Raw genomic sequence first — 13,437 nt, forward strand, 5'->3', positions numbered from 1 at the left:
GCGGCCAAACACAAAGCGGGAGGAGACCACGACATGAGCAATCCGCTCTATGCATTTCCGGCGGTATGCGAACAGACCTTGCGGGCGCTGGCACGTTATCCGTCGCGCACCGCCTTCGCATGGCCGGGCGGATCGCTCAGCTATCAGAGCGCGACCGACCTGATCGGACGGATGCAGAGCGTGTTCATGCGGCTCGGCTTTGCGCCGGGCACCCGCGTCGCGATGCTCACCGCCAACCGCGCCGACACATGGTGCGCCGGCGTCGCCGCGCAATTGTCGCGGCTTGCGATCACCTGGCTGCATCCGCTCGGCTCACTCGACGACCAGCTGTTCCAGATCGAAGACTCCGAAGCCGAGATGCTGATCGTCGACGGCATCACGTTTCGCGACCGCGGCGGCGAGCTCGCGGCGAAGGCGGCGGGCCTGAAGACCGTGTTCACGCTCGGCCCGGCGAGTTACGGCGCCGACCTGTTGCGAGCGGTGGAAGACGCCGGCAGCGCGAGTCCAAGAAGCTTCGCCCGTTACGACGATATCGCCATCCTGAATTACACCGGCGGCACGACGGGCAAATCCAAGGGCGCACTGCGCCATCACCGCGAGAATGCCGGCGCCACCACCGCGATCCTCGCCGACTTCGAGATTCCGGAGACGCCGCGCTACCTCACGGTGGCACCGATCAGCCATGTCGCCGGCACAAAAGTGCTGCCGACGCTGATGCGCGGCGGCACCGTGCACATGCTGAAGGGGTTCGATCCGGAGGCCGTGTTCAAGACCATCGAACGCGAGAAGATCAACTTCACGCTGTTCGTGCCGACGATGATCTATGTGATGCTGGATCATCCCGCGCTACCGAAAACCGATCTCTCCTCGCTCGAGCTGCTGCTTTACGGCGCCTCCGCGATGTCGCCGAGCCGGCTGGTCGAGGGTATCGAGCGGATCGGCCCGGTGTTCTCGCAGCTTTACGGTCAGACCGAATGCTACCCGATCTCGGTGCTGCGCAAGGCCGACCACGATCCGAAGACGCCGGAGCTGTTCGCGTCCTGCGGCTTCCCGATCACGGCCTGCCAGGTCAAGATCCTCGATCACGACGACCAGGAGGTCGCACCCGGCGAGGCTGGCGAGATCTGCGTCCGCGCCAGCCATGTGATGGCCGAATACTGGAAGCGGCCCGACATCACGGCGGAGACGCTGAAGAATGGCTGGCTGCACACCGGCGACATCGCGCGCATGGACGAGCGCGGCTACATGTTCATCCTCGACCGCAAGAAGGACATGATCGTCTCCGGCGGCTTCAACATCTTCCCGCGCGAGGTCGAAGACGTGCTGTCGCAGCACGCCGATGTGGCGATGGTTGCCGTGGTCGGCGTGCCCGACGACAAATGGGGCGAGGCCGTCACGGCCGTCGTGGTGGCGCGCGAGGGCGCGGTGCCCAACGCCGACGAGCTGATCGGCCTGGTGAAGGCCAAGAAGGGATCGGCACACGCGCCGAAACAGATCCAGTTCGTCAAGGAGCTGCCGATGACGGGTGTCGGCAAGGTCGACAAGAAGGTGCTGAAGGCGCGCTTCTGGTCCGGCCGTGACCGCATGGTGGGGTGAGGGCGGCAAGACTTTTAATCCCGTCATCCTGAGGTGCGAGCGCTTGCGAGCCTCGAAGGATGCACGGCCCCGATGCTACGGCAGCCTCGGTCTCAGCTCACGGCGACAGCCGGGCCGTCGCCCTTCGAGGCTCGCTCCGCTCGCACCTCAGGGTGACGGTGAGAGCGTAGAAGGCGGGGCGAGGCTGCTGTCGCCGGCCGCGGCCGCGTGCTGCCTCGCCCCCTGCCCCAACAATTGATCGAGCCGCTCGCGCAGCTGATCCTGGTGATAGGGTTTGGCCAGTCGCGGCAGGTCGAGCTGGATGCCGTCGGGCAATTCGGCATAGCCGGTGGCGAGCAGCACGAGGAGTTGCGGTCGCAGCTTGCGCGCGGCCGCAGCGAGCTCGATGCCGGTCATGCCGGGCATCACGTGATCGGTCATCATCAGGTCGATCTCCTGATCGCTCCTGAGGATATCGAGCGCCTGCGGTCCGGAATGCACGCCGATCACGCGATGACCGAGGTCCTCCAGCATCTCCATGGTCGACATCGCGATCAGCGAATCGTCGTCGACCAGCAGGATCACCGCCGAGCGCTTGACCTGCTGCGGCACGGGCGCCGCGCTCGCGATCGCCGGCGCCGTTGTCGCGACCGGCAGCACCAGCGCAGCGGTGGTGCCCTTGCCGACCGCACTCGACAGCTGCAGCGCGCCGCCGAGCTGCACCGCGAGCCCATGCACCATCGACAGGCCGAGCCCGGTGCCCTTGCCCACCGGCTTCGACGAGAAGAACGGCTCGATCGCCCGCTTCAGAACGTCCGGCGACATGCCGGTGCCGCTGTCGACCACCGACAATTTCAGGTATTTGCCCGGCTGCAGCACGGCATCACCTTTGGCCTGCGAGGCTGCAAGGCGGATCTCGATCACGCCGCCATCCGGCATCGCGTCGCGCGCATTGATCGCCAGGTTGAGGACCGCAAGCTCGAGCTGGTTGGTATCGACGCAGGCCGGCGGCAGTCCTTCGGGGATGTCGAGCCGCAGCACGATGCGCGGTCCGAGCGAACGCTCCAGCAGGTTGCTCATGTCGCGCACCAGCGCGCCGAGATCGACCGGCACCGCGCGCAGATCCTGCTGCCGCGCGAACGCCAGCAGTCGCTGTGTCAGCGAGGCGCCGCGCTCGGCGCCCTGCAGCGCGCCGTCGACCAGCCGGCGCAGCCGCGGATCCTCCGGCATCCGCTTGCGCAGCAGATCGAGATTGCCCATCACCGCCATCAGGAGATTGTTGAAGTCGTGTGCGACGCCGCCGGTGAGCTGGCCGATCGCCTCCATCTTCTGGGCATGGCGGAGCTGCTCCTGCGCCCGCTCGCGGGCGGCGACCTCCTTCATCAGGTCGGCGGTGCGCTGCTCGACCCGCTGCTCCAGCGTCGCGGTGAGTTCGGCCAGCGCGGTGCGCTCGGCGGCGAGCTGCGCCAGCAGCGCCTCGCGCTCGATCTCCGCGGTCTTGCGCGCGGTGATGTCGGAGCAGACCCCGACCAGCGAGCGGATGCTGCCGTCGGGGCGACGCACCGCGCGGGCGCGCACATCGACCCAGTGCTGGGAGCCGTCGGGCCAGATGTTGCGATATTCGATCCGGTAGTCCGCGCCGGTGCGCAGCGTCTGCTCGACGATCTCGTTGCGGCGGGCGCGGTCGTCGGGATGCACCGCATCCAGCAGTTCCTGATAGGTGAAGGGATCGCGGGGATTGCGCCCGAAGAACGTCTTGCACGTCGGCGACGCCTCGAGCACGAAATCCGGCAGATGAAGCTCGAGCGCGCCGAGATGCCCGGCATCGAGCGCGGTCTGCAACAGGCCTTCGCTCTCGGTCAGGTCCTCGAGGATCTGACGGGTCTGGTACTGGCGGCGGCGGCCGCGCACCGAGGCGGCGACCAGGCTCACCAGCGTGGTCGGATGGAACGGCCGCTCGACGAAGGTGACATTGCCGAGCGCACGGCCGAGCCGCGCCGCTTCCGGATTACGCTCGGGAGGCCCGGCCTCGCTCATCAGCACGATTGGGAAATCCGACCATGACGGCTGCGCGTTGAGCCAGCGCGTCAGGCCGGCAAGGTCGGCGGTCCGGATCGCCTCATCGGCAATGATGGCAAGGCCCGCGCCGCTTGCGACCTGGCGCTCGAGCTCGGCGAGATCAGCGCAGATATTGGCGTAGTAACCGGCTTCCTTGATCAGATGGGCGGTCTTGACGGCGTCCCGCTCGCTCGCGGCGAGGATGACCGCGCGTTCCGAGGACGGGCCGGGCTTCATCGCGTCCACCCCTGCGGCGGCCGGGCATCGAGACCGGCCGGCACAGCACGAAGCCGCCGGGCGGCCAATGCCACGATGCCGGCGGCGGGATCGATACGCGTCATGGGGCCCCCTAACCGGAGCGAAACTCGCTGGTGCCGCCAAGCGTTCCCGTGAAGCGAGGTTATTTTTGCCGCAGGGCCAGTCGCTTGGCCGGCTCCCGCCGCCTGAATCGGTGAAACAACCCCATGCACAGTAGACCCGGCCGGCCAAGCGCCCCCCCTTTTCGAGGGGAGGTCGGAGAAGCGCAGGCTAGCGCCGCTCAATCACCAGGCTCTGGACCGCCCGGCCGAAATAGCCGCTGGCGTCGGCAAGGCGCGACATCGCAAGCCCGGCGCCGTCAGGCCCGATCCAGGATTCACCGTCGAGCAGGATCCAGTCGCCGACCGGCTCACGCGAAAGGCTCACGGTGAGATCGGCGTTGATGAAGGTCCATTGGCTGAAATCGAGCGCCGGCGAGGTGCCGTTGGAGAAATCCGAGGCGACCACCGCGCGCATCGCCTGCGACACGGCGGCGCCCGCGATCAGCGGCTGGTTGACGCGGAACCAGATCGCGCCCGGGCCCATCACGCCAAAGCGACCGCGCGCGGCCCGCATCGAGATGCACTTCACGAACGGGCTGTTGGCGAGATTGCCCGGCTCGACCATGCTGTCGTCCGGCCCCGGCAGATCGACCGGAAGGGCGGCGATGTCCGGCGGCAGCTCGGCCGATTGCAGCTTGATCTTGAGCACTGTCGCCGACACCACGAGGACGCCGTCGGCAAGCAGTCGGACGCCGCAGAGCTGGATCTTGCGGCCGTCGCGCAGGATCTCGCTTTGCACCGTCAGCGGCGCCACCGGCACCGGACGCATCAGGTCGATGGTGACCCGCGCGATCCGCATCGGCACCGGCGTCGGGATCGCTTCGGCCGCCCACACCACCAGCGCCGCCGGCGCGGAGCCGTGCTGCATCCGCGGGTCCCACGGACCCGCGGCGTCGGGACTGGTGACGACACGGTCGCCGTCAACCCTGAAGATCGGCTCCATCAAAGCGCCGGATCGACCGCTTCGTCATATTCCTTCTTGAAGCGGCCAATCAGCTCGGCCGCGGGCACCACCTTGGAGATGCTGCCGACGCCCTGGCCGGAGCCCCAGATTTCCTTCCAGGCCTTCGGCTTGGCGCGCTCGCCCGACGAGTCCGTACCGAAGCTCATCTTCGAGGGATCTGACGTCGGCAGGTTTTCCGGATCCATGCCGGCCGCGACGATCGACGGCTTCAAATAATTGCCGTGCACGCCGGTGAACAGATTGGAGTAGACGATGTCCTCGGCCGACGAGTTGGTGATCATGCTCTTGTAGCCCTCGACCGCATTCGCTTCCTGCGTCGCGATGAAGGCGGAGCCGATATAGGCGAAGTCGGCGCCGATGATGCGCGCGGCGCGGATGGCGCGGCCGTTGGCAATTGTGCCCGACAGCGCAATGGGTCCGTCGAACCACTGCCGCGTCTCCGACACGAACGGGAACGGTGACAGCGTGCCGGCATGGCCGCCGGCGCCGGCCGCGACCAGGATCAGGCCATCGGCGCCCTTCTCGATCGCCTTGTGGGCAAACTTCTGATTGATCACGTCGTGGAAGACGATGCCGCCCCAGCCATGGACGGCCTGGTTGAGCTCCTCGCGCGCGCCGAGCGAGGAGATGATCATCGGCACCTTGTGTTTCTCGCAAAGCGCCATGTCGTGATCGAGCCGGTTGTTCGACTTGTGCACGATCTGGTTGACCGCGAACGGCGCCGACGGCCGCTCCGGATGCGCCTTGTCATAGGCGGCGAGCTCTTCCTTGATCCGGTACAGCCATTCGTCGAGCAGTTCCGGCGGCCGCGCGTTCAGCGACGGGAACGAGCCGACCACGCCGGCCTTGCACTGGGCGATGACGAGGTCGGGCACGGAGATGATGAACAGCGGTGCCCCGATCACGGGAAGAGACAGGCGGCCCTTGAACAGAGCAGGCATGGACATAGGCGGCGGATCCTCAGGGTTGGTCGATTGATCTCGAATGCTGGCGATCATACCAACAAGGCAATCTTTCCAGTGTCAAGTATTGCGTTTTGGCGCTGCAATAAGGATGACAAAACCTCATCCTGACACCAGCTTTTCCGCGCGCATCTGGCATCCCAGACGCAATTTTCCGTGTGGCTACTGGCAGACTGCCCGCGTCACGAAATTTTCCGTCTTGCAGTCGTTCGGGCCGCGCTTGTGGCCGGGCAGATAGACCAGCGGCGAGCATTTCTCTGACGCGTCGGTGTCGATGCCCTTGCCTTCCTTGAAGCCTTTGCTCTGGCACAGCCGGTCGGCGCCGGTCTTGCAATCCGGCGCGCCGTTCGAGGCCACCACGCAGACCGCGCGGCCGGTCACCACGGTCGAGGGGCGCGCGATGTTCGTGAGGTCGTTGAAGGTCTCGCCGGGGCTCTTCAGCGGCGGCAGTGCCGTCTTCGACCTTTCGAACAATTTTCCGATTTCGTTGATCAGCCCGGGATTCTCGCGCTCGACCGGCGCGGCCGGCAGCTCGATCTGTTGCGGCTGCTGCTGGACAGGCTGCTGCGCCGGTGACTGGACGCCAAGCGTAGGTGACGCACTCTGCGCCCATCCCCTATCGATCGCAGGCAGCGCCATCGACAGCGCGAGGCCCGCCATCGCAACGCGCGCCTTGGCGGGATTGAGTCTCGCGAGATTCACCGGTCGTCGATTCCATCGGCCATCGCAGCGAGCGTAGTCCGAAGCCGTCCGCAGGCAAAGACGCTGATGACTAGAACTTTGGTCAGATCAGCTTGAATGCGACGACAAAGCCCAGCACCAGCACGATCGCGCCGATCGCGACCCACAGGCCGAGCCGCTTCTCGAGCTCGGCGCGGATGACATCGCCATAGCGGTTGAGCAGCACCGCGACGAAGAAGAAGCGCCCGCCACGCGCGACGATCGAGCACAGGATGAACAGCCAGATGTTGTAGCCGGCAAAGCCCGAGGTGATCGTCACCAGCTTGTAGGGGATCGGCGTCAGTCCCTTCACCAGGATGATGACGGCACCCCACTCGGCGTAGGAGGCGCGGAACGCGTCGACCTTGTCGGTGAGACCGTAGAGATGCATCAGCCATTGCCCGAGCGAGTCGTAGAGCAGCGCGCCGATCGCGTAGCCGAGCACGCCGCCGGCAACGGACGCGACGGTGCAGACGGCCGCGAACCACCAGGCCCGCTTCGGCCGCGCCAGCGACATCGGCAGCAGCATGATGTCGGGAGGGATCGGGAAGAAGGAGCTCTCAGCGAACGCGACGGCCGCGAGAATCCACAGTGCGTAGGGCTTGTCGGCCGCGTCGACGCACCAGTCGTAAATCCGTTTCAACATGGGCGCGATGAACCATCATGGAGCCGATTTGTCCATGCCGGGATTGGGCCGAATTGGGTTGATTTACGGCTGCCGTTTGCGCAGCCGGTTCTCCAGCGCGACAATTCGACGCCGAACCACCGGCACGGGCGCGGTTTTGGAAAGGCTCTTGGAGACCTTGACCGGTGACTTCGGCAGCTTCTCCGCGATCCCGAGCAGCCGCTCGCGCCGCTCCATCTCGCGCCAGACATCGTCCGGCTTCACGCCGGCGGATGCCCAGAGCACCGTGAGATTGTAGAGCAGGTCCGCGCTCTCGCGGACCACGGCATCCGTCTTGCCGCTGATGGCGTCGATCACGACCTCGACCGCTTCCTCGGCAAGCTTCTTGGCCATCTTGGCCGGCCCACGCTGGAACAGCCGTGCCGTGCGCGACGTCGCCGGATCAAGATCCTTGGCCACGATCACCGCTTCGTAAAGCCGCTCGATCGAATCACTCATCCTTCGAGCCTAATCGAAACGCGTCGCCAGCGTGTTAACGGCACAATTGAAAAATCCACCGGCCTTGCAGCCGGTGGATCGATGTTTGTGACAGTTCTGAGAACCGCCGATGCGGCATCAGTACGGCGTATAGGGCAGCGTCGAGCGGCGCCCGTAATAGCCGTGATAACCATAATACGGTCCACCGCCGTAATAGACCGGGCCGCCACCGTAATAGGCGGGACCGCCGTAGTAACCGGGGCCACCGTAGTAGCCGTAGGAGTCGTAATAGTCGCGGCGGTTCTGGGCTGCGGCGATCGCCAGGCCGGTGCCGACGATCCCGGCGAACATGGCCGCAGCGGCCGCGCCACCACCGCCGCCACGATAGTAACGACGGCGCGCACTGATGTCGGTCGCACCGCTCGTACCTTGTGACGTCGTCACGGTGGCCGCCTTGCCCGCTGGAGCTGAGCCTGCGAACGCCATCGTCGGCTCAACGGCCGTCAACGCCACCGCGGCAACCGTTGCCAATGTGGCTGCGCGGCCAATGGACGAAAAAACACCCTTTCGCGCAAACATTGCAGTCATCCTTTGTGGAAGCCGGCCCGACGGGCCTTGGTTAGCCAACCACCACCTCTAGATTAGGTTCCCCAAACCGAATGCAAGCTGAACAACCCTTAAGTGCAAACAGGTCAACCCCTGGCAGTCATCGGGCGTTCACCTTGCCCAGGGCAAAATGCCTGCAAATAGCGCCTGAAATTGACGCTTGAACTGCAGCTTTCGTTGGCGCATGCGATGTCGTGAAACAGGCGCGCAGCCGGCGCGGCACTTTGTCTCGCCTCCCGGATGGCATGATGCAGGTAAGTCGGACCACCGTTCTCCGCTGGATACTGGCCGGCACGATCGGCCTTTCGGGCGGCGTGTGGCCGGCCTTGACGCCGCTGCACGCCGGCGATCCGCCGCAGCCGCTCTCGATCCAGTTCACGCTCGACCGTCCGCTTGATGCTGTCGCCGCACCTTTCGTGATGGCGTCCACCGGCGGCCTGTTCGGCGCCGAGGGCTTAAGCGTCGGCACCAATGTCGCGACCAGCTCGGCGGATGCCATCGCGCGCGTCGCCGACGGTGCGAGCGATTTCGCCCTCGTCGACATCAACGCGCTGATCCGCTTTCGCGACAAGCCTGGTGCCGCGCCCGTCAAGGCGGTGTTCGTGCTGTTCAACCAGGCGCCCTACGCGATCATTGCCCGCAAGAGCCGCGGCATCAACACGCTGACCGACATGGAGGGCAAGAACCTCGGCGTCGCCGAGGGCGACCTCTCGATCCGGCTGTGGCCCGCAGTCGCCAGGCAGAACGGCATCAAGCTTGCGAGCGTCAAGCAGAACACGATCAGCGCCGCGGTACGCGAGCCGATGCTGTCTGCCGGACAGGTCGATGCCGTGACCGGGTTCTCCTATCTCTCCGCGATCAATTTGCGGGATCGCGGCGTGCCCGCCGACGATCTCGCGGTGCTGCGCTTCGCCGATTATGGCTGCGTGGCTTATGGCTTCGCCGTGATCGTGAGCCCGCGGCTTGCGGCGGCGAAGCCGGACGTGGTGAAAGGGTTCGTGCGCGCGGTGATCGGCGGCACCAACCTCGCCGTCAAGGATCCTGCCCGCGCCACGGGCGAGGTGGTGAGCCGGATGGACGGCGGCTCGCGCGACCTGGAGCTCGAGCGCCTGAGCGCCATCATCCGCGACAACATCCTGACCAGCGAAGTGAAGCGCAATGGCCTCGGCGGCATCGAGGTGGAGCGCTTCGAACGCTCGGTCGACCAACTCGCGGAGGACTTCAAATTCCAGAAGCGGCCACACGCCGCCGACATCTTCGACGACCAATTCCTGCCGCCGATCGATGGCCGGCTGGTGAATTGAGAGCATGCGAATGCATGACTGACGAACGGCACCAAATGTTCAGCGTCGTCCTGGCTTTCGCCAGGACGACGGCGTAGGGAGCCGCTCGCCAGAATCACCGTCACCCGAGCATGACGCGCTGTCACCGCTGGCCCTGCATCACGAACCCTGATTAGATCGCATCCCGCCTGATCGGGCGTCCACCGCTTACGAGTCCCGCCGGCATGTCCATGCTCCGCCTCTATACCCGCGTCCTCGAACTGCTCGGCAAGGAGGCACGGCTCGGCTGGATCCTTGCCGTCGCCAACATGCTGCTCGCCGCCGCGCAATTCGCCGAGCCGGTATTGTTCGGCAAGATCGTCGACGTGCTGTCGGGCCGGCCGGTCACCGGGCTGTTCGCGACCTCCTCGGCCTGGCCGCTGCTGGTGGCCTGGGCGGCGTTCGGCCTGTTCACGATCGGCTGCAGCGCGATCGTGGCGCTACAAGCCGACCGGCTGGCGCACCGCCAGCGCCAGGCGGTGCTGACGGGTTATTTCGAGCACATCCTGCAGCTGCCGCTGACCTTCCACTCCGGCACCCATTCCGGACGGCTGATGAAGGTGATGTTGAACGGCACCGACGCGCTGTGGCGGCTCTGGCTCGGCTTCTTCCGCGAGCATTTCGCCGCGATCATGTCGCTGATCGTGCTGCTGCCGCTCGCGCTCTACATCAACTGGCGACTGGCGATCCTGCTGTTCGCGCTCTGCGTCGTGTTCACCGTGCTGACCACGCTGGTGGTGCGCAAGACCTACGGCATGCAGAGCGAGGTCGAGGCCTATTACAGCGATCTCTCGGCGCGCGCCTCCGACGCGCTCGGCAATGTCGCGCTGGTGCAGAGCTTCGTGCGGATCGATTCCGAGGTGCAGGGCCTGCGCTACGTCGCCGACAAGCTGCTCGCGGTGCAGATGCCGGTGCTGTCCTGGTGGGCGCTGGTCACCGTGATCACGCGCGCCTCGACCACGATCACGGTGCTGGCGATCTTCACCGTCGGCATCGCGCTCCATAATGAAGGCCTCACCACGGTCGGCGAGATCGTGATGTTCGTCTCGTTCGCCACCATGCTGATCCAGAAGCTCGAACAGGTGGTGAGCTTCATCAACAACGTCTTCATGGAAGCGCCGCGGCTGCAGGAATTCTTCGACGTGCTCGATGCGGTGCCGGCGGTGCGTGACCGGCCCGGCGCGATCGATCCCGGACGGCTGTCGGGCCTCGTCGAGTTCAACGACGTCTCGTTCTCCTATGACGGCAAGCGGCCGGCGATCGAGGACCTCTCCTTCACCGCATTGCCGGGCCAGACCATCGCGCTGGTCGGCTCGACAGGCGCCGGCAAGTCCACCGCGATCGCGCTGCTGCATCGCGCGTTCGATCCGCAATCCGGCATCATCAAGATCGACGGGATGGACATCCGCGCGATGAAGCTGACGGCGCTGCGGCGGAACATCGGCGTCGTGTTCCAGGAGGCGCTGCTGTTCAACCGTTCGCTCGCTGAGAACCTGCGCGTCGGCAAGCCCGATGCGACCGATGAGGAGCTGCGTACCGCCGCGGCGCGCGCGCAGGCGCTGGATTTCATCGAGCGCAGCGACAAGAAGTTCGAGACCCATGCCGGCGAGCGCGGCCGCATGCTCTCGGGCGGCGAACGTCAGCGGCTGTCGATCGCACGTGCGCTCTTGAAGGATCCGCCGATCCTGATCCTCGACGAGGCGACCAGCGCGCTCGACGCCGTCACCGAGGCCAAGGTGAACGCCGCTCTCGACGAAGTGATGAAGGGTCGCACCACCTTCGTGATCGCGCACCGGCTCTCGACCATCCGCCATGCCACCCGCATCCTGCTGTTCGACCAGGGACGGGTGATCGAAAGCGGAACTTTCGATGAACTGGTGGCAAAAGGCGGGCGTTTTGCCGATCTCGCGCGGGCTCAGTTCATGGTTCAGGAGCAGGCGCGCGCCGGCATCGAGACACCATAATTCTCCCGTTTCCAATTGAGACGGCTGCCGAAATTCAGCCGATTTCGTCCACGATATAATTCCCCGGCCTCTGTTCTCTGCTGGCAAGCCGGTATAGGGTTTGCATCGCCGCAACGCGGCGCCGGACACGCTTGAAACCCGTACGTCGTAATCGCAAGACCTCCTTTGCTTGAAGGCGGGTCTCAAAGGACCGGAACCGGATTCGTGCATTTTCCTCGCCCGCTGCGCCCGTCGTTGAAATGGATCCTGGCCGTCGCGATGCTCGCCATCGCAACGCCGCAGATCGCGCAAGCCGAAGCGCTGCTGGTCATCGAGGCCGATAGCGGAAAGGTGCTGCAGGCCGACAACGCGACAATGCCGTGGTATCCGGCGTCGCTCAGCAAGTTGATGACGGCCTATGTGACGCTGAAGGCGGTCAAGGACGGCCGCGTCTCGCTCGACACGCTGCTCACGGTGTCGCCGAACGCTGCTTCGCAATCGCCCTCGAAGATGGGCCTGCGGCCCGGCACCCAGGTCACCATCGACAACGCGCTGAAGATGATGCTGGTGAAGTCGGCGAACGACATGGCCGTGGTGCTGGCCGAGGGCGTCGGTGGCTCGATCGACGGCTTTGCCGGGATGATGAACCAGACCGCGCAAAAGCTCGGCATGACGCAAACCAGCTACGTCAACCCGAACGGCCTGCCCGCCGATGGCCAGATCACCTCGGCGCGCGACATGGCGATCCTCGCCCGCGCCATCATCCGCGACCTGCCGGAATACGAGTATTTCGTCCACATCCCCTCGATCCGCTTCGGCCGCCGCATTACCCAGAACTTCAACAAGCTGATCGGCCGCTATCCCGGCGCCGACGGCTTCAAGACCGGCTTCATCTGCGCCTCGGGCTACAATCTGGTGGCCTCGGCGACGCGCGACGGCAAGCGGCTGATCGCCGTGGTGCTCGGCGCTTCCTCGGGCCGCATGCGCGCGATCCGCGCCGCGCAGCTGCTGGATCGCGGCTTTGCCAATAACGGGCTGGCGTGGCTGCGGCCCTCGCTCGGCACCGTCGACAATCTGGTGCCGATCGACTCCACGCCGCCGAACCTGCGCGAAGAGATGTGCGGCGCCAAGCACAAGCGGCCCGCCAGCGACGAGGACGGCGAAGACACCGTCGCGAGCTCCGGAAACGCTGGCAATGGCGACGGCAGCGTGAGCTTCTTCGCCTCGGGCCTGCAGGCCGCGGTGCCGACCAAGCCGGCCGACATGCTGGCACAGCCGGCGGCGGCGTCCGACCCGGTCGTGGTCTATACCGGGCCGACCAAGACCGGTGCTGCGTTGATCGCCGCAGTCGAGGCCGACACCGAGAAGCTGCAGACGGCGCCGAAGCGCGGCAAGGGCAAGCACAGCCGCGTCGCCGGCAAGAAGCCCGATGCGGCCGATGACGCGAAGGGCGACGCCAAGAGCGCAGCCAAATCTGACAGCAAGCCCGCAGCCAAGCCCGTGCGTCACGCCAACGCAAAGCCCGATGCCGCAACTGCGAAGCCGGCCGCGGACAAGCCTGCCGCAGCGAAGCCTGCCGGCAAGCCGGCAGCGGCAAAGCCTGCTGCGAAGCCCAAAGCTGCCGACAAGCCGAAGGCCGACGCCAAGCCGGCCGGCTAGCAGGGCGTCACCCCCTCCGATCTCCCAATGCGTCGATAGCGCGCAGCGGCTTGCCATTGGCCGCGGCATCGCTCAATACTGGCTGAAATACCGCGACCAAGAATAATACGACCAAGGGTCGAGCAACCCGGAAACAATCCGGGACATCAGCCAATTTTATAAGAGAG

11 protein-coding genes are annotated in these 13,437 nt (G+C 65.8%); 4 read left to right on the forward strand and 7 right to left on the reverse strand.

The genetic code is table 11. The annotated features are described in order from the left end of the window. Nucleotides 1-33: 33 nt before the first annotated feature. Nucleotides 34-1,596: an AMP-binding protein gene (locus tag JQ616_RS03325; RefSeq protein WP_212012211.1), complete on the forward strand. Its 1,563-nt coding sequence runs from the start codon at nucleotides 34-36 to the stop codon at nucleotides 1,594-1,596. Nucleotides 1,597-1,743: 147 nt separating this feature from the next. Here JQ616_RS03325 and JQ616_RS03330 read toward each other — a convergent pair whose 3' ends face one another. The 7 genes from JQ616_RS03330 to JQ616_RS03360 all read right to left on the reverse strand — a co-directional run bounded on the left by JQ616_RS03330 (nucleotide 1,744) and on the right by JQ616_RS03360 (nucleotide 8,319). Beyond that, entirely contained in the window at nucleotides 1,744-3,870 is a 2,127-nt protein-coding gene (locus JQ616_RS03330; protein WP_212012212.1) for an ATP-binding protein, read from the reverse strand. A 291-nt stretch (nucleotides 3,871-4,161) separates the two neighbouring features. Further along, nucleotides 4,162-4,935: a thioesterase family protein gene (locus JQ616_RS03335; RefSeq protein WP_212012214.1), complete on the reverse strand. Its 774-nt coding sequence runs from the start codon at nucleotides 4,933-4,935 to the stop codon at nucleotides 4,162-4,164. Continuing rightward, complete coding sequence (locus JQ616_RS03340; protein WP_212012215.1) at nucleotides 4,935-5,903, reverse strand: NAD(P)H-dependent flavin oxidoreductase; 969 nt, start codon at nucleotides 5,901-5,903, stop codon at nucleotides 4,935-4,937. Before JQ616_RS03340 ends, JQ616_RS03335 begins: the two co-directional genes overlap by 1 nt. Before the next feature lie 177 nt (nucleotides 5,904-6,080). Further along, nucleotides 6,081-6,578, reverse strand: a complete 498-nt coding sequence (locus JQ616_RS03345; RefSeq protein WP_249136487.1) for a hypothetical protein — start codon at nucleotides 6,576-6,578, stop codon at nucleotides 6,081-6,083. 124 nt (nucleotides 6,579-6,702) lie between these two features. Further along, nucleotides 6,703-7,284 carry a YqaA family protein gene (locus JQ616_RS03350; protein ID WP_212012216.1) on the reverse strand — a complete coding sequence of 194 codons (582 nt, stop codon included), beginning with the start codon at nucleotides 7,282-7,284 and terminating at the stop codon, nucleotides 6,703-6,705. Between the two features lie 63 nt (nucleotides 7,285-7,347). Further along, nucleotides 7,348-7,761 (reverse strand): phosphoribosyl-ATP diphosphatase, encoded by a 414-nt coding sequence (gene hisE / locus JQ616_RS03355; RefSeq protein WP_212012217.1) that lies wholly within the window; start codon nucleotides 7,759-7,761, stop codon nucleotides 7,348-7,350. Nucleotides 7,762-7,878: 117 nt separating this feature from the next. Continuing rightward, nucleotides 7,879-8,319, reverse strand: coding sequence for a hypothetical protein (locus JQ616_RS03360; protein WP_212012218.1), 441 nt, complete (start codon nucleotides 8,317-8,319; stop codon nucleotides 7,879-7,881). A 275-nt stretch (nucleotides 8,320-8,594) separates the two neighbouring features. On the opposite strand from JQ616_RS03360, the gene JQ616_RS03365 reads away from it, so the two are divergent. From JQ616_RS03365 to JQ616_RS03375, 3 genes are all read left to right on the forward strand, one after another. Beyond that, nucleotides 8,595-9,650 (forward strand): ABC transporter substrate-binding protein, encoded by a 1,056-nt coding sequence (locus JQ616_RS03365; protein WP_212012219.1) that lies wholly within the window; start codon nucleotides 8,595-8,597, stop codon nucleotides 9,648-9,650. A 203-nt stretch (nucleotides 9,651-9,853) separates the two neighbouring features. Continuing rightward, a complete protein-coding gene (locus JQ616_RS03370; RefSeq protein WP_212012220.1) occupies nucleotides 9,854-11,632 on the forward strand; it encodes a glucan ABC transporter ATP-binding protein/ permease in 1,779 nt (592 codons plus the stop codon). Nucleotides 11,633-11,836: 204 nt separating this feature from the next. Beyond that, nucleotides 11,837-13,270: a D-alanyl-D-alanine carboxypeptidase family protein gene (locus JQ616_RS03375; protein WP_212012221.1), complete on the forward strand. Its 1,434-nt coding sequence runs from the start codon at nucleotides 11,837-11,839 to the stop codon at nucleotides 13,268-13,270. Nucleotides 13,271-13,437: the final 167 nt, after the last annotated feature.

This window comes from Bradyrhizobium tropiciagri, from assembly GCF_018130545.1.
In the GTDB taxonomy this organism is placed as follows: Bacteria; Pseudomonadota; Alphaproteobacteria; order Rhizobiales; family Xanthobacteraceae; genus Bradyrhizobium; species Bradyrhizobium tropiciagri_A.

Excerpts from the sequence above, each read along its gene's own strand:
- JQ616_RS03350 (WP_212012216.1), bottom strand. The coding sequence starts at position 7,284 with ATGTTGAAACGGATTTACGACTGGTGCGTCGACGCGGCCGACAAGCCC.
- JQ616_RS03345 (WP_249136487.1), bottom strand. The coding sequence starts at position 6,578 with ATGGCGGGCCTCGCGCTGTCGATGGCGCTGCCTGCGATCGATAGGGGA.
- JQ616_RS03370 (WP_212012220.1), top strand. The coding sequence starts at position 9,854 with ATGTCCATGCTCCGCCTCTATACCCGCGTCCTCGAACTGCTCGGCAAG.
- JQ616_RS03325 (WP_212012211.1), top strand. The coding sequence starts at position 34 with ATGAGCAATCCGCTCTATGCATTTCCGGCGGTATGCGAACAGACCTTG.
- JQ616_RS03360 (WP_212012218.1), bottom strand. The coding sequence starts at position 8,319 with ATGTTTGCGCGAAAGGGTGTTTTTTCGTCCATTGGCCGCGCAGCCACA.
- hisE (WP_212012217.1), bottom strand. The coding sequence starts at position 7,761 with ATGAGTGATTCGATCGAGCGGCTTTACGAAGCGGTGATCGTGGCCAAG.
- JQ616_RS03365 (WP_212012219.1), top strand. The coding sequence starts at position 8,595 with ATGCAGGTAAGTCGGACCACCGTTCTCCGCTGGATACTGGCCGGCACG.
- JQ616_RS03340 (WP_212012215.1), bottom strand. The coding sequence starts at position 5,903 with ATGTCCATGCCTGCTCTGTTCAAGGGCCGCCTGTCTCTTCCCGTGATC.
- JQ616_RS03335 (WP_212012214.1), bottom strand. The coding sequence starts at position 4,935 with ATGGAGCCGATCTTCAGGGTTGACGGCGACCGTGTCGTCACCAGTCCC.
- JQ616_RS03330 (WP_212012212.1), bottom strand. The coding sequence starts at position 3,870 with ATGAAGCCCGGCCCGTCCTCGGAACGCGCGGTCATCCTCGCCGCGAGC.